At 60.4% G+C, this 19,040-nt stretch carries 17 protein-coding genes; 8 read left to right on the forward strand and 9 right to left on the reverse strand.

The window, feature by feature from the left end; genetic code table 11:
* Positions 1-149 precede the first annotated feature (149 nt).
* The 6 genes from accB to ACIQUH_RS15145 are packed head-to-tail and all read left to right on the forward strand — an operon-like array spanning position 150 to position 4,945.
* Entirely contained in the window at positions 150-614 is a 465-nt protein-coding gene (accB, locus tag ACIQUH_RS15120) for an acetyl-CoA carboxylase biotin carboxyl carrier protein (RefSeq protein ID WP_400816441.1), read from the forward strand.
* On the forward strand, positions 611-2,011 hold the full coding sequence (gene accC, locus ACIQUH_RS15125; protein ID WP_400816443.1) for an acetyl-CoA carboxylase biotin carboxylase subunit: 1,401 nt from the start codon (positions 611-613) through the stop codon (positions 2,009-2,011). The genes accB and accC overlap by 4 nt, the downstream gene beginning before the upstream one ends.
* Positions 2,008-2,448, forward strand: a complete 441-nt coding sequence (locus ACIQUH_RS15130) for an acetyl-CoA carboxylase biotin carboxyl carrier protein (protein ID WP_400816445.1) — start codon at positions 2,008-2,010, stop codon at positions 2,446-2,448. Before accC ends, ACIQUH_RS15130 begins: the two co-directional genes overlap by 4 nt.
* Positions 2,445-3,158 (forward strand): 5-oxoprolinase subunit PxpB, encoded by a 714-nt coding sequence (pxpB, locus tag ACIQUH_RS15135; RefSeq protein ID WP_271361996.1) that lies wholly within the window; start codon positions 2,445-2,447, stop codon positions 3,156-3,158. Before ACIQUH_RS15130 ends, pxpB begins: the two co-directional genes overlap by 4 nt.
* Positions 3,155-4,153, forward strand: a complete 999-nt coding sequence (locus ACIQUH_RS15140) for a biotin-dependent carboxyltransferase family protein (protein WP_400816448.1) — start codon at positions 3,155-3,157, stop codon at positions 4,151-4,153. Before pxpB ends, ACIQUH_RS15140 begins: the two co-directional genes overlap by 4 nt.
* Positions 4,154-4,177: 24 nt before the next feature.
* Positions 4,178-4,945, forward strand: coding sequence for a 5-oxoprolinase subunit PxpA (locus ACIQUH_RS15145; RefSeq protein WP_400816450.1), 768 nt, complete (start codon positions 4,178-4,180; stop codon positions 4,943-4,945).
* A 140-nt stretch (positions 4,946-5,085) separates the two neighbouring features.
* Here ACIQUH_RS15145 and ACIQUH_RS15150 read toward each other — a convergent pair whose 3' ends face one another.
* Genes ACIQUH_RS15150 through ACIQUH_RS15165 form a run of 4 tightly spaced genes read right to left on the reverse strand, consistent with a single transcriptional unit; the run spans position 5,086 to position 9,033 of the window.
* Entirely contained in the window at positions 5,086-6,189 is a 1,104-nt protein-coding gene (locus ACIQUH_RS15150) for an ABC transporter ATP-binding protein (protein ID WP_400816452.1), read from the reverse strand.
* A 9-nt stretch (positions 6,190-6,198) separates the two neighbouring features.
* Entirely contained in the window at positions 6,199-7,275 is a 1,077-nt protein-coding gene (locus ACIQUH_RS15155; RefSeq protein WP_035225087.1) for an ABC transporter substrate-binding protein, read from the reverse strand.
* A gap of 25 nt (positions 7,276-7,300) precedes the next feature.
* A complete protein-coding gene (locus tag ACIQUH_RS15160; protein ID WP_003519698.1) occupies positions 7,301-8,104 on the reverse strand; it encodes an ABC transporter permease in 804 nt (267 codons plus the stop codon).
* Positions 8,101-9,033: an ABC transporter permease gene (locus tag ACIQUH_RS15165; protein WP_400816456.1), complete on the reverse strand. Its 933-nt coding sequence runs from the start codon at positions 9,031-9,033 to the stop codon at positions 8,101-8,103. Before ACIQUH_RS15165 ends, ACIQUH_RS15160 begins: the two co-directional genes overlap by 4 nt.
* A 429-nt stretch (positions 9,034-9,462) precedes the next feature.
* Here ACIQUH_RS15165 and ACIQUH_RS15170 point away from each other — a divergent pair, with 429 nt between their 5' ends.
* Together ACIQUH_RS15170 and ACIQUH_RS15175 are read left to right on the forward strand one after the other, a co-directional pair.
* The gene (locus ACIQUH_RS15170; protein WP_400816458.1) at positions 9,463-10,665 is read left to right on the forward strand and encodes a pyridoxal phosphate-dependent aminotransferase; all 1,203 of its coding nucleotides are present in this window, start codon (positions 9,463-9,465) and stop codon (positions 10,663-10,665) included.
* A 10-nt stretch (positions 10,666-10,675) separates the two neighbouring features.
* On the forward strand, positions 10,676-11,368 hold the full coding sequence (locus ACIQUH_RS15175; RefSeq protein WP_400816460.1) for an SDR family NAD(P)-dependent oxidoreductase: 693 nt from the start codon (positions 10,676-10,678) through the stop codon (positions 11,366-11,368).
* A 65-nt stretch (positions 11,369-11,433) separates the two neighbouring features.
* Here the strand turns inward: ACIQUH_RS15175 and ACIQUH_RS15180 are convergent, their stop codons facing one another.
* The 5 genes from ACIQUH_RS15180 to ACIQUH_RS15200 all read right to left on the reverse strand — a co-directional run bounded on the left by ACIQUH_RS15180 (position 11,434) and on the right by ACIQUH_RS15200 (position 19,016).
* The gene (locus tag ACIQUH_RS15180; RefSeq protein WP_003505935.1) at positions 11,434-12,339 is read right to left on the reverse strand and encodes a LysR substrate-binding domain-containing protein; all 906 of its coding nucleotides are present in this window, start codon (positions 12,337-12,339) and stop codon (positions 11,434-11,436) included.
* A 125-nt stretch (positions 12,340-12,464) separates the two neighbouring features.
* Complete coding sequence (locus ACIQUH_RS15185; protein WP_400816463.1) at positions 12,465-14,669, reverse strand: methyl-accepting chemotaxis protein; 2,205 nt, start codon at positions 14,667-14,669, stop codon at positions 12,465-12,467.
* Between the two features lie 285 nt (positions 14,670-14,954).
* Positions 14,955-16,454 (reverse strand): FGGY-family carbohydrate kinase, encoded by a 1,500-nt coding sequence (locus tag ACIQUH_RS15190; RefSeq protein ID WP_400816465.1) that lies wholly within the window; start codon positions 16,452-16,454, stop codon positions 14,955-14,957.
* Positions 16,447-17,289, reverse strand: a complete 843-nt coding sequence (locus ACIQUH_RS15195; protein ID WP_400816588.1) for a class I fructose-bisphosphate aldolase — start codon at positions 17,287-17,289, stop codon at positions 16,447-16,449. The genes ACIQUH_RS15190 and ACIQUH_RS15195 overlap by 8 nt, the downstream gene beginning before the upstream one ends.
* A gap of 2 nt (positions 17,290-17,291) precedes the next feature.
* On the reverse strand, positions 17,292-19,016 hold the full coding sequence (locus ACIQUH_RS15200; RefSeq protein ID WP_400816467.1) for an FAD-dependent oxidoreductase: 1,725 nt from the start codon (positions 19,014-19,016) through the stop codon (positions 17,292-17,294).
* Positions 19,017-19,040 lie beyond the last annotated feature (24 nt).

Consider the following 19,040-nt stretch of genomic DNA (forward strand, 5'->3'; position numbering starts at 1 on the left):
CGGGATATCAAACCTCAAACCCGTGTCCATAGGAACTTCGTCTGACCCCATCAATCGCGCCTCCATGGTAGCTATTGCTGATGGACAGGGTGCGGAATCCGCTCCGCTTGCCCGCCGCCGTGGGGACAAAAAAGACGTTGGAAACCAATATGGATCTGGAAAAGATCAAGAAACTGATCGAGTTTGTCGGCTCTTCGCGAGTGTCCGAATTGACCGTGAGCCAGGAGGGAACCACGGTCCGGATCATCCGTGAAAACAATGCCGTTTTGCCGCAATCTCTATCGCCGCAACCACGCGCTGTTTCGGGGGCGGAAACGGCATCCGAGATAATCCGTGCCGAAGAACAGGCGCCGGCATCCGCCGCAGTGGCGCCGGCGCCATCCGGCATCGTCGCAGCACCCTCATTCGGCCTTTTCCATCGCGCCCCGAGCCCGGGTGCCGCCCCTTTCGCCGAGGCCGGCGACGCGGTTAAGGAAGGGCAGGAACTCTTCATCATCGAAGCGATGAAGGTGTTCAACACCGTGAGGGCCGAGAGAAGCGGCAGGATCGCCAGATTTATCGCCAATGACGGCGAAGACGTCGAACTCGGACAGCCGGTGCTGGAGTTCGAATGATGGATGCATCACTCACCAAAAAGGCCGGATCGGACGAACAAAGGGCATTCGACAGTGTCCTTATCGCCAATCGCGGCGAGATCGCGCTGCGCGTACAGCGCGCCTGCCGTGAACTCGGTCTGAAGACCGTCATGATCCATTCGGAAGCCGACAAGGATGCTGACTACCTGAAGGCGGCCGATACCGCCATCTGCATCGGCCCGGCCTCTCCCGGCCAGAGCTATCTCAACGCGCCAGCCATATTGCTCGCGATGGAGCTGACCGGCGCCGGCGCGGTTCACCCAGGTTATGGTTTCCTGTCCGAAAGAGCGTCTTTTTCGGAAGCCGTGGAGGCGGCGGGAGCGGTCTTCATCGGCCCACGCGCCGACGCCATCCGCACCATGGGTGACAAGATCGCGGCGAAGCGCGCGATGATGGAGGCCGGCGTGCCCTGTGTGCCCGGCCCCGATTCCGCCCTGCCGGACGATATGGCGGAGGTTTCGAAAATTGCCGCCGAAATCGGTTATCCCGTCATCGTCAAGGCGGCCGGCGGCGGCGGCGGGCGCGGCATGCGCGTTGTGCGCGAGGCTTCCACCCTTCAGGATGCCGTTCTCGTCACGCGTGAAGAAGCGAGCCGGGCCTTCGGCACGCCGGAACTTTACATCGAGAAATTCCTCGAACATCCACGCCATGTCGAAATTCAGGTTCTCTGCGATGGTCAGGGCGGCGGGGTCTGGGTGGGGCTGCGCGACTGCTCGATGCAGCGCCGGCACCAGAAGGTCGTCGAAGAAGGCCCGGCCATCGGCATCCCGCCCGATGTCGCGGCTTTCGTCGGCAATCGCTGCGTCGAGGCCTGCCGCCAGATCGGTTATCGCGGCGTCGGCACCTTCGAGTTTCTGTATGAAAACGGCGAGTTCTACTTCATCGAAATGAATACCCGCCTGCAGGTCGAACATCCGGTCACCGAGATGACATCAGGGGTGGATCTGGTGCGCCAGCAGCTTCTCGTCGCCCTCGGCCATCCGCTCGAGATTTCGCAGGAAGATATCGTCTGCGAAGGCCATTCGATCGAGTGCCGCATCAATGCCGAAGACCCCTATAGCTTCATTCCCTGCCCCGGTCTGATCACGGCCCTTCACCTGCCGGGCGGCCCCGGCGTGCGGGTCGATACCCATGTGACGGCGGGTTATCGGGTTTCCGCCCATTACGATTCGCTGATCGCCAAGCTCATCGTCCATGCGCCGACGCGCGAACAGGCGATCCTGCGCATGCGGCGCGCGCTTGGCGAAATGCGCATCGAAGGTGTTTCCACCAACCTGCCGCTGCATCGGGAAATATTGCAGGACCCGGCCTTCTCCGAGGGCGGCACGGATATTCATTACCTCGAACATTGGCTTGCAGCGCGGAGTGCAAAGTGAAGCGACAGCCTGTTTCCATATCCCGCTATAGCGAGCCCGGCACGATTGCCGATCTTGCCGCTCACCTCGAGCGCAACAACGTCTCCGCCATCGAGATAGAGACCCCCGATGGGTCATTGAAGATCGTTGCCATGGCAGGCGGGCAGGCCCCTGCCGGCGAGCGGCCGATTGAAGCGGCCAAAGTGCAGGTAAAGGCGGGGGATATTCTCGCCCGCGCACCAATGGCCGGCATCTTCACACCCGCCCATCCGCAGCGCTCCGACCGGGCGGTCCAGACAGGACAATCTGTAACAAAAGGCGAGATCGTCGCCTTCGTGGCGGCATGGCCCGTGATCGTTCCGATCATCGCCGAAAAAACCGGCACCGTCAGCGAAATCGTGGCGGAAGCCGGCGCGCTGGTCGGCTATGGCTCCACCCTTCTCAAGACCGAAACATGATGGTGACGTCGATGAGCAACCTCCCGCTGAAAACGCCCCACCTCACCCCCGCCCATCTGGGCCTGCCGAAAATCTCGATGATCGGCAACAGGACCTTCCTGATCGAAGCGCCCGGCGAGCTGGATCTTCCCGCCCAGCGGCGCATCTGGGCGCTGACGCGCGCGCTGAAAGATCGCCCGGAGGTACTGGAACTGATACCCGGCATGACCAATCTGCTGATCGTGCTGCGCGGCACGCCTGAAGATGCCGGGCGCTTGCAGGACGAGCTTCTCGACATCTGGCAAAGGACCGCGGAACTCGATCTTCTCGGCAAGACCATCGAGGTGCCGACCACCTATGGCGGCGAACACGCCATCGACCTTGCCGCGATCTGCGATTATTCCGGCCTACCCGATAAGGAGGTCGTGCGCCTTCACTTCGAGCGTACCTATACGGTTTTCGCCGTCGGCAGCGCGCCGGGTTTCGGTTATCTCGGCGGTCTCGATCCGCGCATTTTCATGCCGCGCAAGAAAGTCCCTTCGCTCCGCATGCTGAAGGGCATGGTGACGATCGGCGGCATGCAGTCCGGCATCTCGGTTCTGACCGGGCCAAATGGCTGGAACTCGCTGGGTTTCACCGAAATCACCATGTTCGACGCCACAGCCGAGCAACCGGCGGTGCTGGCGCCCGGCGACCGGGTTCGCTTCCTTCCCGAAAGGATCGAACTATGATCCATATTCTTGCCTGCGGACCGCTGAACACCGTGCAGGATCTCGGCCGCGCGGGTTACCGCAATATCGGCATCACCGCCACGGGCGCGATGGACCCGATTGCCCTGAGGGTCGGCAATCTTCTCGCCGGCAACGGCGAAGATGCCGCGGCGATTGAAATCCAGACCTTTCCGTTCCGCATCGAATTCGAAGAAGCGCTGACCTTCGCGGTAACCGGTGCGGATTGCGCCGCACGGCTCGATGGCGCAGATCTGCCGCCTTACTGGTGTGTGCGGGCCGAGAAGGGTCAAATCCTCAAGCTTTCGACCCCGCTGAAAAATGCGCGGGCCTATCTCTGCCTTCAGGGCGGCGTCGATGTTCCGTTGGTGATGGGATCGCGCAGCACCTCTCTTCGCGGCTCCTTCGGCGGTCACGAAGGACGGCATCTCACCACCGGCGACAGGCTGCCCGTTCTGCCATCCGAGTCACTCGCTCTGCCTGCAAGCGGTTTTGGCCTTATGCCGCTTGCCGAGGCGATGCCGGACATGTTTCCGGTGTCCGACACCGGCGAATTGCTGCTGAGGGCCATCCCAGCCGCCGAACATGATCTTTTCGGCGACAGCGCCGAACGTTTCTGGTCGGAAGCCTGGAAAATCACCTCACAAAGCGACCGCACCGGTTACCGGCTGGCCGGAACACCGCTGACGCTTTCGGCTCCCGTGGAACTACGTTCCTATGGCGTCATCCCTGGCGTGGTTCAGGTGCCGCCGAGCGGCGAGCCGATCATCCAGATGAGCGACGCCAACACGGCCGGCGGTTATCCCAAGATGGCCGGCATCATCGACAGCGATCTATGGCGGCTCGGCCAGGCCCGCATCGGCAGCCGCATCCGCTTCGTGCAGGCAACCGTTCAGGAGGCGCTGGAGGTCGAACAGGCGATTGATGCCTACTTCGCGGATATCCGCAAGACCTTGCCGCTGGTTACCGCCGCACTCGGCACGCTGACAAAACGATAATCCAAAAAAACAAGGAGAGGGACCATGAAGATCGATGTTAATTCCGATATGGGCGAAGGTTTCGGCGTCTATAAGGTCTGCGACGACGAGAAGCTTATGGAAGTCGTCTCTTCGGCGAATATCGCCTGCGGATTCCATGCCGGCGATCCGGAAATGATGGCGCGCATGGTGCGTCAGGCCAAACAGAACGGTGTCGGCGTCGGCGCCCATCCGGGCCTTGCCGACCGTCTCGGCTTCGGCCGCCGCGAAATTCCCGTCGATGCGGAAGAGATGGAACAGCAGGTTCTCTACCAGCTCGGCGCGCTTTCGGCGATTGCGAAGGCGCAGGATGTCGCGCTCTCCCATATCAGTTTCCATGCCGCCATGGGCAACATGATCAACCGCGATGCGGCGCTCGCCGAACGGATCATGAAAAAGATCAGGGCGGTCGATCCCGATCTCATCGTCTTTTCGATGCAGGACATGCTGATTGAAAAGGCCGCGCTGGATTGCGGTCTGAAGGTGCTGAACCTCTTTCTCGCTGACCGCGCCTATGATGTGAAAGGCCAGCTCGTGCCACGCAAGTTACCCAATTCCGTCATCAAGGAAGAGGCGAAAGTGCGCGCGCGGGTGCGCCAGTTTCTGGAAAAAGGCACCGTCACGACGATCGAAGGCGAGATCATTCCCGTTCGCGCCAGATCGATCCTCGTTCACAGCGACACACCCGGCTCGCTGGAGCTTGCCCGCACGGTGCGCAGCGAAGTGGAAGCCTGTGGCGGCAGCGTCGTGCCGGCACGTGAAGTGGTCGCCTGAAGCGGGGCGCGCTGTCATATCCTGAAACAAAAAAGCACGGCACCGCACTCCACATCAGGAGCGCGGTGCCGAAATTTTGCCGGCTATGGAATACGATCCGTCGCCAGCCGGGCCGCCTGAGCGACCCGGCTGCGGAAGCGTCAATTCAGCTGGATCACGTGATTGCTGTCGCTCGTCCAGCTCAGTCTCACCCGGTCACCGGCGGCGCTGACGGCATTGGTGAAACCTTCCGTCTGGGTCTGCCGGTAGGCGATCATCGGCTCACCATTGTCCAGCCGCAGATAATAATGCAGCATGAAACCGCGATAGACGACCTGCTCCACCCGCGCCGTGGTGGAATTGCCGGGGTTTTCAGCGGCATCGGCCGCTAGTGGTGAAACCGAAACGGCCTCGGGACGGACCGTGACGACAACCTTGTCGCCCTTGACCGCACCCATGTCATCCACATCGAGCCGAACGCCGGAACCGGTCACCAGCCGCGCGGAGCGGCCCCGACGTTCCTCCACCGTCGCCTCGAAGAAATTCGAGGCGCCGATGAAGCCGGCAACGAAGCGCGTCAGCGGTTTCTGGTAGATTTCGCCGGCCGGTGCGATCTGCTCGAGATTTCCATCCCGCATCACGGCGATCTGGTCCGCCATGGTCAAAGCCTCGTCCTGATCATGCGTCACCATGATGGTGGTGAGCCCTAGCCGCTGCTGCAGGCTGCGGATTTCGACCTGCATGCTTTCCCTCAGGCCCTTGTCGAGTGCGCCGAGCGGCTCGTCGAGAAGCAGCATGGAAGGCTCGATCACCAGCGCGCGCGCCAGCGCCACACGCTGCTGCTGGCCGCCGGAAAGCTGCACCGGCAGCCGGTCACCGAAGGCGTGCAGCTGAACGAGATCGAGCGCCTGCTTCACGCGCCCTTCTCGATCAGCCTTCGAGATACCCCGCATCTCCAGACCGAAGGCGACATTTTCGGCAACCGTCATATGGGGAAACAGGGCGTAGTTCTGGAAGAGCATGCCGACATTGCGGCGGTGAACCGGGGTGCGCGTGGTCGGCTTGCCGCCGACCACGATTTCACCCGAAGTGGGATCGACAAGCCCCGCAATCATGCGCAGGCACGTCGTTTTCCCGCATCCGCTCGGACCGAGAAGCGCCAGGATTTCCCCTGCCTTGACGGTAAGCGAAACATCATCGACGGCAACGACCTGACCGCTGTAATGTTTGGTCAGTCTTTCCAGGCGGACTTCTACGGATTTCATCAGCGTTCCTCAGCCGTTAAAGGTCTGGTTGTATTTTTCGAGCCACTGAGCGCGACGCGGAATGATGTATTTCCAGTCCGGCGTGAAGAGGTTGAGCGATTCCATCTTCGCTTCCGGATAAGCGAGGAACTTCGCCGTATCTGCGCCGAACTCGATGCCCTTGACGGAAGGCGCGCTCAGCGTCGCTTCCGAAAGCATTTTCTGCACGCCCGGATCGAGAATGCGGTTGATATAGGCAAGCGCGAGATCGCGGTGCGGCCCGCCCTTCACCAGCGCGATGGAATTGATGCCGGTGAAAGCACCTTCCTTCGGGAAGGTCATGTCCAGCGGCACGCCCTTCTTGGTATGCGGATAAACCGCCTTGGAATATTCGATGCCGCCGAAATCCGCCTGGCCCTGCGCCACCATCATCGTCTGCGCTTCCGCGTCATAGATCGAGAGCACGTTCGGCTTCAGCTCGGCGAGTTTCGCCCAACCCGCATCCGTGTCGTATTGCGCTTCTTTCAGCGGCTTGCCGGTTGCAAGGGCGGCCGCCACCATCAGCATCAGAACGCTCTGGGTGTTCTTCGGTGTGTTGAGCAGCATGCGGCGGGCATATTTCTTGTCGAACATCTGTTCGTAGCTTTCGAAGGGCTTGCCCGTCGTCGGATTGTAGAACAGGCCGGCAATCGAAATCGCAAAACCGACGCCGAAATTGTCTTCGAAGAGATAGCGCGAATAGACATTTTTGAGGTTGGGGATTTCGTCCATCGGCAATTGTTCGATCAGACCTTCCTCCTTGGCCTGCGGAACACCGACATCGTCCATAGACATCACGCTATATTGCGGATTTTCGCGAGTGGCGCGCAGCGTGGCGATATTGGCGAGCGTCGCACCCTCGGTCGTCAGCACCCGGCACTTATATTCCTTTTCGAAAGCCGGGATCACTTCCTTCTTGATCAGCCCTCCCTGCGCCGAATTATAGACGCCGACATACATGGTGCGGTCCTGTGCGGAGGCCGCGGTGTAGAAATAGGGTGTGGCGAGCGCGCCTGCGGTGACTGTCAGGAAACTGCGCCGTTTCATGATGATGGTCTTGTCTGTCATTTCCGGTACCCCTCTTGTTGTTGATTTACATAGCCATTGCCCGGCGCAGACCCACCAGCCTGTCGAGGACGAGCACAACGGTCACCGCCAGAAGGATGATGATGGTGGACATGGTCGCGACCGAAGGATCGAAGACCGTGCCGATCTGGCGATAGAGAACGATGGGCACGGGCAGGTTCGCGGAATCGGCCAGCCACATCGAAACGGGATAATTGTCGAAAGAAACCATGAAGCAGAAGATCGAGCCGGAGGCGACGCCGGGCGCGATCTGCGGAAAGATCACCCGCGTGAAGGTTTTCCAGCGGGTGGCGCCAAGCGTGCGGGCCGCCTCCTCGAGGCTGACATTGACGAGCTGGAGGCTGGTCAGCACCGTGCGGATCACATAGGGCGACGTCACGACGGTATGGGCGATCAGAAGCTTCAGCTTGGTATCCATCCAGCCATAGCCGGAAAAGAGCTGCAGCAGCGCAAGGCCGGTCACCAGCACGGGAAAGATCAGCGGCGAAAGCAGCAGCCCTTTCATCAGCGAGCGGCCGATGAATTTTCCTCGTGAGAGCGCAAAGGCTGCGGGAACACCGAGCGCCAATGAAAGAATGGTGGTAGCGACAGCCAGCGCCGCGCTGAAGGTCAGGCCGGCGGTGAATTCCTCGTTCTGCATTACCGCCGCATACCAGCGGAAGGTGAAACCCTGCGGCGGGAAGGTGACGAAGTAGCTGTCGGAAAACGAGATGGCGACGACGAGGACGATCGGAGCCAGGATGAAGACCATCATGGCGGCGGTGATCGCGTAGAGGACGATGGCGGACGTGCCTGTCAGCTTGTTGTTCATGACGCGCTTGCCTTGATACGACGCCCGCCGAGCAGCCGCATCGAGACGGCGTTGATCAGAATGACGATGAAGACGAGGATGGTGGCGATGGTGGCGCCGAACGGCCAGTCATAGACCGCGAGAACCTGCTGTTCGACCATATTGCCGAGCATTTGCGAGCCGGGACCGCCGATCAAAGCGGGAATGACATAGGATGCGGAAGCGAGCGAAAACACCAGCGTGAAACCCGCCACCAGGCCGGGAAGGCTGAGGGGAAAGGTAATCCGCAGGAACACTTTCCAGGCCGGCGCGCCGAGCGTGCGCGCGGCCTGCTGCAGATTTGGATCGATCTTGCCAAGCGCGGACGACAGCGGCAGCACCATCATCGGGAAGAAAATGTGCAGGGAGCCGATGATGACGGCGGCGTCCGAGAACAGCAGCGTCAGCGGACTATCGATGATGCCGAGATTCATTAGGACGTAGTTCAGAAGGCCGGTCGGACCATTGCCGAGAATGAGCTGCCAGCCGTAAGCGCGAACCACGACGCTGACGGCCAGCGGTGCAATCACGATCAGCGTGATGATGCGGGTCGTGACGATATTGCCGCGCACGAGAACGGTCGCAACCGGATAGGCCAGTATCGCCGCAAGAACCGAGGTGATGAGGCTGATGCGGATCGTCGCCCAGAGTACCTTCTGGTAAAGATCGACCTCAAAGAACCTGACATAGTGGGCAAGCGTGAAGGGGGCGCCGATCAACCCTTGCGAATTCTGCGTCATGACGCTGAAGGTCATCAACCGGACGGCCGGCCAGAAGAAAAAGATCGTGAGAAAGATCAGCAGCGGCAGGATGAGGATGCCGGGCGAAAACAGCCGGCGCTCGAGGGCTTTCCAGCCGGAAACTCCACGGCGTGGCGGGGCATGTGGTTCCATGATCGCAATATCCGACATCTATACTCCCGTCGCGTTGAATACGGCACGAGGCATCGCGTTGAGCCGAACGAGATCGTCCAAGCCCTATGACTAGAATTTGCTGGGTGTTCTCCCTGTCGAGGTACTCGGTCTTATGCCGGCACCCGTCGCATATTTCTGCATTTTCGCGCCGGTTACCTCTCTGGGTAACATTGCCCGACGCGTCGTTCCCTTGTTGTTACGCCGAGCTTAGGGGCTAAGCCGACGGGCTGCATAATATTTTATTCCTCTGAGGTCATCGCATACGCATATGGACTGCCCGCCCCATTTTGACGGCGATGCATCAAAATCCCGTATGACCTCACATCGAAGTCGTATTGGGGAAATGGCGGAAAATTCCCGTAACCTCTTTGCATGCACTGGCGTCGCGACGATGCCTGCCTTCACCGTTACAATCGGAAATAATCCATGCCCACTATCGCCCAACGCCTCAACAACGTCACCGTGTCAGCTTCGCTCGCCATGACCCAGAAAGCCCGCGACCTCGCAGCCCAGGGCATCAAGGTCATCAGCCTGTCGTCCGGCGAGCCGGATTTTGCGACCCCCGCCCACGCGGTCGAGGCGGCGCATGCGGCGGCCCTTGCCGGCGATACGAAATATCCGCCGGCCGATGGAACACCCGCTTTGCGAGCCGCGATCCAGCGGAAGTTCAAGCGCGACAATAATCTCGACTACGATCCGAGCCAGATTCTGGTGGCGGGCGGCGGCAAGCAGATCATCTTCAACGCCATCATGGCCACCTGCGACCCGGGTGACGAGGTTGTCATCCCGGCACCGTCCTGGATCAGCTATGCGGATATCGTGAAGTTCGCGGGCGGCGTGCCGGTGCCGGTGGTTTGCCCGGAGAATAACGGTTTCCGCCTGCGCGCCGAAGATCTCGAAGCCGCCATCACCCCGAAAACCAAATGGCTGCTTTTCAACTTCCCCAATAACCCCACAGGCGCCGCCTGCTCGCGCGAGGAAATGAAGGAAATTGCCGAGGTCATGCTGCGGCATCCGCATGTCTGGATCATGACTGACGACATGTATGAGCACCTGATCTATGACGACTTCGAATTCTGCACCATCGCCGAAGTCGAGCCGCGCCTCTATGACCGCGTCCTGACCGTCAACGGCGCATCGAAGGCCTATGCCATGACCGGCTGGCGCCTCGGCTTCTGCGGCGGCCCGAAGGATCTCATCAAGGCCATCAGCAACGTCAACACCCAGAACAGCGGCGGCGTCGCGACCATCGTGCAGGCTGCCGCCGTCGCGGTTCTCGACGGTCCGCAGGATCTGCTGAAGGAGCGCGCCGATATCTACAAGACGCGCCGCGACTTCGTGCTCGGCAAGCTTTCGGAAATCGAGGGGCTCCGCTGCCATAAGCCGGAAGGCGCCTTCTATATCTTCCCGAACATCGCAGCGCTGATCGGCAAGACGACGAAGGGCGGCACGAAGATCGAGAACGATACCGATTTCGTCATGGCGCTCCTCGCCGAACATCACGTTGCGACGGTGCAGGGCGCGGCTTATGGCCTGAGCCCCTTCTTCCGGCTTTCTTATGCCACCAGCATGGAAAATCTTGCCGAAGGCTGCGCCCGTATCGCCGAATTCTGCAATGGAATGAAATAGGGAGAACAGCATGTTGGGAGGAAGTGGCCGTGTCATCATGGTTTCAGGCGCATCGCGGGGTCTTGGTCTCGCGATCGCCAAAAGGCTTCACGAAGCCGGTTTCACCGTCGCGGCGGGAGCGCGAAATCCTGCCGCCGTTGCGGTGAAGGACCGGCTCTCGGCCGATCGCTACGATGCGGAAGAGGCGGGATCGGCGGAGGCTTGGGTTGACGCCGTTGCGGCCAGATATGGCAGGATCGACGGGCTGGTCAATTGTGCCGGCATAAACCCCAAGGTGCGGGTGATGGATGCGGGCGAAGAAAGCCTCGACCAGATGTGGCGCATCAACGTCAAGGGCCCGCTCAGGGTCACCCGCGCCGCCATCCCACACCTGGTCCGGGCAGGGCAAGGCAGGGTCATCAATGTCGCTTCGCTGGCGGGACGCCGCGTTGGCTCCAATGTCGGTTATGCGATGACGAAATTCGCCGTCGTCGCCCTCACCCATGGCATCCGCCAGGAATTGTGGGACAGCGGCGTGCGCGCCACCGCCCTCTGCCCCGGCTATATCGCAACAGACATGACAGCAGGCGAAACGGAAGTCAGCCGCGAGGACATGACCCAGCCGGAAGATCTCGCCGAAATGGTGGAAACCCTGCTTCGCCTGCCGAACAACCTTTCGGTGGCCGAATTGCTGGTGAACTGCCGCAAGGAATCAATGCTTTGATCTTTTCCATGCGCGGGACCAAGCGACTGGTCCCGCGCGTGGTTTGAAAGCCGGACCGGACCCTTTTATTTCAGGGTCTCCGCCAGTTGCAGCAATATCTCCTTCACGGCAAGCGCAGGCTCGGAGAGCGGCGTATTGTCCGATACGCAGAAGGACAGCGTTTCCTCGATCATTGGGCTGGCGATCTGCCTGACGACGATTTCCTCATTGGATTCCGCCACGATACGGTCGGCAATGGCCTTGGGCGTTATGGTCGCGCCGAGCCCGGCATCCACGCCGCGTGCGATGGTCCTGACCGATTCCAGCTCCGCCATGACGATCAGATCCTTGCGGCTGCGGGTGAAGGCGAGATTGATGGCGCGACGCACGAAATTATAGGTCGGCGGTAGAAGGAAGGGCAAAAACGCCAGATCGGCGACCGTGATCGGCGCATCGCCCGGTTCCACACCGAAGCTGCGATGCACGACCAACACAAATTCCTCCCGCAATAGCGGCGTGAACTTGACGCCCCGGATCGGCCCGGTGCCGTGGATCAAGCCCATTTCCAGACGCCCGTTCATGATCATCTGGCTATAGGGCTGGCTGACGCTTTCCGTGATATGCAGCAGAATGCCGGGATGAAGCCGCTTGGTTTCCTCCATCAGACGCAGCGAAAGCGTGGCGGCGCTGCTGAAGGGCGCAAGGCCCACCGATACCTTGCCGGAAAGCACGGCGCCCGCTTCCAGCGCCTCCGCCTGCGCCTGCTCCATCTGCCGCAAAATCACCTGCGCGTGCCGGTACACGACCTTGCCGGCATCGGTCATGACGACACCCTGCTGGCTTCGGGTCAGCAGTTTCTGGCGGAAATGCTCCTCGATGCTCGCCAGCTGCTGGCTAAGCGCCGGCTGGGCAATATGCAGCACATCGGCCGCTCTTGTGATGCTACCCATGTCGACAATCGTGATAAACGATTTCAGGCGCCTGATATCCATCTGCTGTTGATCATCCCATTACTGCTTGCAGGAATAAGATGCTCAATTTGCAGACAAAGTCCATCTTCCATTTCCCTGTCATCCCCACCAGCGCGCCGGCCGTGAGAACCGCACAAGGCGGCCAATCAGGCCGCCCTCAGAGAACCCCGATGGGTATCTATTCGCTGACCGAGCTCGAACTGGCCGAGCAACCGGTTCAGCGCGTCAACCTCCGTTGCCAGCGTGTGGCTTGCGGCAGTCATCTCCTCGACCATCGCGGCATTTTTCTGCGTGTCCTGATCCATATGGTTGACGGCGACGTTGATCTGCTGAAGGCCGGACGACTGTTCCTGCGCGGATTCCACGATCGCGGCGACATGCTGGTTGATCTCCCGCACTTCCGCGACGATGACGTCGAGCGCCTTGCCGGTATCGCCGACGAGATGCACGCCCTCTTCGACCTGCTGGTTCGACTTGGTAATCAGCGACTTGATTTCCTTCGCCGCAGCGGCGGAGCGTTGGGCAAGTTCACGCACCTCCTGCGCCACCACGGCAAAACCCTTGCCCGCCTCGCCGGCACGCGCCGCTTCCACCCCGGCATTGAGCGCCAGCAAATTCGTCTGGAAGGCGATCTCGTCGATCACGCCGATGATGCTGGAAATCTCGCTCGACGATTTCTCGATCCGCTCCATCGCCAGCACGGCCTGACGCACGACCTCGCCCGACCGTTCCGCCCCGATGCGTGTGCGGGAAACGAGCCGGCCCGCCTCATGTGCGCGGTTCGCGGCATCCTTTACCGTTGTCGTAATCTCCTCGAGGGCCGCGGCGGTTTCTTCAACGGCCGCCGCCTGCTGCTCGGTTCGCCGCGCCAGATCATCGGACGCCGCCTTGATTTCATTGGCGCCGGCGTCGATGCCGGAGGCATTTTCCGATACCCGCAGAAGCGCATCCTGCAATTTTCCGGCCGAGCCGTTAAAATCGCTCCGCACCGCGTCGAGCTGCTCGACAAAGGGATCGTCGATCCGACAGGACACATCGCCGTCGGCAAGCTTCGCCAGAGCATAAGCCAGGCTGTCGACGGCAAAGCGGATGCTGCCCGCCTCATCGGCAGCCTTGCGTTCCCTGGCCGCACGTTCTTCTTCGCCAAGCGTGCGGTTGGTTTCGGCCTGCTGCTCCAGCGAGGCCTTTTGCCGATTGTTTTCGCGCAGAACATCAAGCGAGCGGGCAAGATCGCCGATTTCGTCCCTTGTCCCGATATCCTTCAACGTCAGCTGAAGATTTCCCTGTGCAATCTGGGCGGTCTCATCGATGATATTGGCGATGCGCGCGATGAACCGCCGCGCAATGAACCATCCCGCCAGCGCCAACAGCACGGTGGCCGTGACGATCGTGACCGCAGCGTCACGCATCATGGCATGCAGCTGCGCAAACACCGTTTCTTCCGGCACCGAGATGATTGCGTACCATTTCATGTCCTGGGTAAGCATGACGGGCAAGGCGATGGCAAAGGACGCCGTTCCGTCCGGTGCAGCGACCTCACGCTCCGCACCGGGATTGGCAATCAACTGGTCCCAGTCAGCGGTCTGCGCACCGCCATCCGCGAGGCTTTTCCCCATGATCGCCGCATCCGGATGGCTGATGATCTTGCCGCCGCCGCTGACCAGACTGACGAAACCCGTTCCCATGGGCCGCACGGTCGAAAGCGCCTTGCTCGTTTCATCGAGCGACAGGTCGAGGCCGGCAACCCCCACAGGCTTGCCGTCGACCATAACCGGCTTGGCAATCGAAGTAATCAGAACCTCCTTGCCGTCGATTGCGTAAGGATAGGGTTCCACGACCACCGTTTTCTTCAGGGTGAAGGGCAATTGATAATAATCGCCCGGGCCTGCAGTGGCATAGTCGGTCAATGCGGTATTGCCTATTTTACCTCCGCTGCGCACCCAATAGGGTATATACCGACCGGTCGCATCATGCCCTTCCCTGTTGGCGAAATCCGCATCCTTGCCGTCAAACGCATTTGGCTCCCATCCCGTCCAGAGACCCAGGATATCGGGGTTATTTGCCAGCATGTGGTGAATGATCCGATCGGCCTTACCCCGGTCGGCATCACCTGACTGTTTCATCGATTCCAGAACCGAGGCAAGGCTGTTGACGATATGAATGGTGCCGCCGATATTCTTTTCGGTCACCAGAGCTTCAGTATGGGCGATCTGCCGCATACGCTCGAGACTGTTGGCCCTCGTATCCTCAAGCGACCGATAAAACAGCACGGCCGAGGCCGCGATCGTAGCAAAGACACCGCATGCGGCGACCGCAAAAATATTCCGCCCTGTTGTCGATTTAAAAAGCATGCCCCATCCCCCAAAAACTGTGCCGCGACGGTAGCGAGAGTTACGGGTGCGTACGCAACTGTTGGCGACCGGGCTGGAGGATAAGATTATGAAGTTATGTTTAAAAATTACTTTCTATTTTATCTTTTAATCGGCACAGAAAGCATCAATACTTTATAAAGTTGTAATATTAGAGTATATACAAACTATTGCGCGATTTTTTCTTGTCCTGCGCAGATATTTGCTCTCTGCGCAGGGCTCTGCTTGATGCGGGCGCACGCGATTGCGCCCTACCGAAGCCGGGAACTATTGCGGTAACCGCAAAGCGCTCCAGAAGCCACGCAACTGTCCGGTCAATTCCTGATAGAGACCGTAGCGTCGCCGATAGTGCGAGACTTGCGCGGCATCCGGCCGGTAAGCATTTGCGACCCGTGTCATCGCCGCAACCGCCTCCTCATAATCAGGATAAAGCCCAATCGCCACAGCCGCACCAATGGCCGCCCCGAGCGCGCCCGTCTCGCGGGCCTCCGCGACGCGCAGCGGAATTTCCAGAACGTCCGCCATGATCTGCGGCCAATGCTGGCTGCGCGAACCGCCGCCGGACATCACGGCGCTTTCAACCGGCACTCCCGCGTCGCGCAGGACACCGATATGGCGGCGGTGTTCGAAACACACGCCTTCAAACAGGGCGCGCAACATATGGCCTTCGCCATGCCACCCCGCCAAACCGTAAAAGCCGCCACGGAATTCCGCACCCAGTCGCGAGCCGAAAATGAACGGATGAAAGAACGGATCGTCAGCGCGCGGCGTGACGGAGCCGACCAATTCGTTGCAGCGCTCAAAGGCGTGGTCGCCATGGTCACCGCGAACACGGTGCACGTACCATTCCAGATTGGCGGCGGAAGTGGCGCTGGATTCGATATTGACATAGCGGTTACAGCCAAAGGTCGTGACCATGAAGACATCGGGACTGATGACCGGCTTATCCGCGAAAACCTGGTTGATGCTCCAGGTGCCGGCGATGATGGAGGCTTCCCCGGCATTGATGACGCCCGACCCCATGGCGCTGGAGACCACATCGAAGAAACCGCCGATGACGGGCGTGCCTTCGGACAGCCCCGTCATAGCCGCAGCCTCGCTCGTGACATGGCCGACAATGTCAGCCGATTCCACGTGACGGGGGAAAAACGCGAACGCGTCCTCAAGATCGTAAAGCGACAGAAGCGCGCGGTCGAGCTGCGCTTCCGGCAAGGCAAGCAGCCCCGCCCCGCTGAGATCGGAAATATCATTGGCAAGGCACCCCGTCAGACGGAAATTGACGAAATCCTTGCAGAACAGGACCGTGCCGGTCTGGGCATAGAGATCGGGTGCATGTCGCTTCACCCAAGCCAGAAGGCTGGGTGTTTGCGCGGGCCATGGCCGCTGCAGGCAACGGGCCTGCAATTGTGCTCCGCTTTTCTGGTCAAGCTCGGCTGCCACATCGGCAGCGCGGCTGTCGAGCGACTGGATGCCGATCAGAGGCTGCCGGTCCCTGTCCAGAAGGTAAAGGCCATTGCCGTGGCCGGCGCAGCCCACAGCCAGGATGCTGCGGGGATCGACGGACGATTTCACCAGAAGCTGGCGGATCGCCTCGCAGCCGTTCCGCCACAATTCCTCGAGATCGCGCTCGACATAGCCGGGCTGGGGGAATGTCGACTGTCCATCGATGGCGTGTTGCGCAACCTGCCGGCCTGCCGTGTTGAACAACACCGCCTTGATAACCGTGTTGCCGACATCGAGACCCAATATGTGATTTTTATCAGCCACGATTATAGATATCCCATGCTTCCTCACCACCCGCACCCTGATGGATGATGGCCATCAACGCCGCAACGACGGCCTTGGGATTGTCGTGCTGGTAGATATTGCGCCCGTAAACCATTCCGTTCGCACCCTCGGCCACCAGAGCCGCCGATTTCGCCAGCACATTACGCAAGTCCTCACGTCCCCCGCCCCGCACCAGCACCGGGCACCGCGCCGCTTCGATCACCCTGTGAAAATCACGCGGATCGCTGGTCGGATCGGCCTTGATGATATCGGCTCCCATTTCCGAGGCAAGGCGTACCAGCGTCACGATCTTTTCCGCGTCGCCATCCACCTGATAACCGCCGCGCACATCGTTGGGCAGCATCACCAGCGGCTCGATCATCAGCGGCATGCCGAAACGATGGCAATCGGCCCGCACACGACTGATGTTTTCGACGCATTGACGAAACAGGTCCGGCTCGTCCGGCAGCATGAACAGGTTCACGACAACGCAGGCGGCATCCATTTCCAACGCACCGATGATCGGATCATGATGGTTCTGGAGCTGCGACCACATGGTTCTGTGGCGCGTGGAATTATAGGGATTGCCCATATCGATACGCATGACGAGAGCCGGCTTGTCGCGCTCCGGCCTCTGCTGCAGCAGATCCGCCTGCCCATAGGCCATCTGGATGGCATCGGGACCAGCCTCGACCAGCCTGTCCACGGTCTGCGCCATATCCTCCAGCCCGACGAGGAAGCTCGGCTCGTTGCAAACCCCGTGATCAATGGCCACATCCAGGCAGCCGCCATTACGGAACAGCCGGTTCATGCGCGCCTTTTTCGAAATCCGCATCATCATGCATTCTCCTTGCATCTGTGTTGAAGCATTGCCGGCGTGACCCCATAAAAAGTCTCCAGCTCATGGATAAGCCGCTGCCGTTCCGCCGCCGCCTGGGCGGGCGGCCAGCCCAGCTCGCGGGCCGCAACGGCGAGGATCGCGTCGATAAGATCGGCATCGATGACGCCGGTGATGGCGAGCGTCGTGCGCCGCAGGACGAGATCAGTCAGGTGTCGCACGTGTTCGAAGCGGATCAGCCAGGCCACCTCCGCGGCCGTGATCGGCGATTTTTCTGAAAGCGGCGCATCATCCGCACGGTCCTGGCAAAAGCCCATCAGATCGAAGGCGCGGGAACCGTAAGCCAGAGCCAGATGCTCCGCCCGGTCTCTGGCAATCGAAAACTCTTCCATCAGCAAGGCGGGCAGGCTACCGGCGTCAATGGGAAAATTCCTGCCGCCGCCGATCGGGCGATCCATGGTGCCGGTCAGCCGTCTGCGTCCGAGAAAGGCCAGAGCCTCGTCGGTCACCTGTTCGCCAAAAGCTCTGAAAGTGGTCCACTTGCCGCCGATCATGCAGAGCTGCGGCGGATCACCCGCAACGCGGTGGATGAAATGACTGCGGGATATTCTTCCGGTGAAGGCGGCGTCGCTGCGCGGCAACGGGCGTATGCCGCTGAAACTGAAGACGATGTCGGAATGGGCGATGGTAATCTGCGGAAAGACCTGGCGGATCGCGTCCAGAATATAATCCCGTTCCTCGGGCTCGCAGCGCACCCGCTCGGGGCGATCCACCTTGATATCGGTGGAGCCTGCGAGAACCCGGCCGAGATAGGGAAAGAGGATACAGACGCGATTATCGTCATTCTCGAAGAAGATCATATGGCCATTCAGGGCCTTCAAAAGTGCCTCGTTGGCGATGATCAGATGTGAACCCTTGGTTCCGGAAACCGTTGCTTTTACTGTCTCCGCCGCCGGGGCAACGGTCAGCGCGCCAATCGTCTCGTCGATCCAGGCGCCGGTCGCATTGACAATGATCCTTGGGCGCACGGTGAAGGTTTCATCCTTGTCCTCCAGCCGAAGACGATATTCATCGTCAAAACGGACAAGCTCCGCATAATTGAGCGCAATGCTTTGCGGCGCATCGGCACAGGTGTCGATCAGAAGCTCCAGTGCAAGCCGTTCGGGCTGGCTGATCCACGCATCGTAATAGGTAGCGGAATATCTGATGTCCGGCGTCAGATCCGGCCAATGCTGCAAGGTCGCCGGTGCGCCGCGAAATGTGTGACGGGGCAGGATACGGTTTTTGCGGGTGACGAAATCATAGAGCATCAGACCCGCCTTGATGGCGAGAGCGCCCCGGCTTGCGGGTTTTCCGCCGGAGCCGGCAAAGGTTGCCGCCGCATTGAACAGGCCGCTGAAAGTCGAAAAGATCGGGATCGTGGTCGGCAGCGGATGAACCATATGCGGCGCGAGCCTCAAAAGTGCATCCCGCTCCCGCAAAGACTCTGCCACGAGGCCGAATTCACCATTTTCGAGATAACGCAGGCCGCCATGGATCATGCGCGAGGGTGCGGCGCTGCAACCGGAGGAGAAATCGTTGCGCTCGACCAACAGCACCCGCAGCCCCTGCAAGGCGAGATCGCGATAGGCGGCAATTCCGTTGATGCCGCCGCCGATAACGACGGCATCAAAATCACCATCGAGCCGGATGCGGCGCAGAGCGTCCTCGCGAAAACTGGGCATAGAAATACCGTTCGCTGGCGGATG

Source organism: Agrobacterium sp. NPDC090283 (assembly GCF_044769685.1).
Taxonomy (GTDB): Bacteria; Pseudomonadota; Alphaproteobacteria; order Rhizobiales; family Rhizobiaceae; genus Agrobacterium.

Excerpts from the sequence above, each read along its gene's own strand:
- ACIQUH_RS15160 (WP_003519698.1), bottom strand. The coding sequence starts at position 8,104 with ATGAACAACAAGCTGACAGGCACGTCCGCCATCGTCCTCTACGCGATC.
- ACIQUH_RS15145 (WP_400816450.1), top strand. The coding sequence starts at position 4,178 with ATGAAGATCGATGTTAATTCCGATATGGGCGAAGGTTTCGGCGTCTAT.
- ACIQUH_RS15185 (WP_400816463.1), bottom strand. The coding sequence starts at position 14,669 with ATGCTTTTTAAATCGACAACAGGGCGGAATATTTTTGCGGTCGCCGCA.
- ACIQUH_RS15200 (WP_400816467.1), bottom strand. The coding sequence starts at position 19,016 with ATGCCCAGTTTTCGCGAGGACGCTCTGCGCCGCATCCGGCTCGATGGT.
- ACIQUH_RS15150 (WP_400816452.1), bottom strand. The coding sequence starts at position 6,189 with ATGAAATCCGTAGAAGTCCGCCTGGAAAGACTGACCAAACATTACAGC.
- ACIQUH_RS15175 (WP_400816460.1), top strand. The coding sequence starts at position 10,676 with ATGTTGGGAGGAAGTGGCCGTGTCATCATGGTTTCAGGCGCATCGCGG.
- accB (WP_400816441.1), top strand. The coding sequence starts at position 150 with ATGGATCTGGAAAAGATCAAGAAACTGATCGAGTTTGTCGGCTCTTCG.
- ACIQUH_RS15165 (WP_400816456.1), bottom strand. The coding sequence starts at position 9,033 with ATGTCGGATATTGCGATCATGGAACCACATGCCCCGCCACGCCGTGGA.
- ACIQUH_RS15195 (WP_400816588.1), bottom strand. The coding sequence starts at position 17,289 with ATGCGGATTTCGAAAAAGGCGCGCATGAACCGGCTGTTCCGTAATGGC.
- ACIQUH_RS15170 (WP_400816458.1), top strand. The coding sequence starts at position 9,463 with ATGCCCACTATCGCCCAACGCCTCAACAACGTCACCGTGTCAGCTTCG.
- pxpB (WP_271361996.1), top strand. The coding sequence starts at position 2,445 with ATGATGGTGACGTCGATGAGCAACCTCCCGCTGAAAACGCCCCACCTC.
- ACIQUH_RS15155 (WP_035225087.1), bottom strand. The coding sequence starts at position 7,275 with ATGACAGACAAGACCATCATCATGAAACGGCGCAGTTTCCTGACAGTC.
- accC (WP_400816443.1), top strand. The coding sequence starts at position 611 with ATGATGGATGCATCACTCACCAAAAAGGCCGGATCGGACGAACAAAGG.
- ACIQUH_RS15180 (WP_003505935.1), bottom strand. The coding sequence starts at position 12,339 with ATGGATATCAGGCGCCTGAAATCGTTTATCACGATTGTCGACATGGGT.
- ACIQUH_RS15140 (WP_400816448.1), top strand. The coding sequence starts at position 3,155 with ATGATCCATATTCTTGCCTGCGGACCGCTGAACACCGTGCAGGATCTC.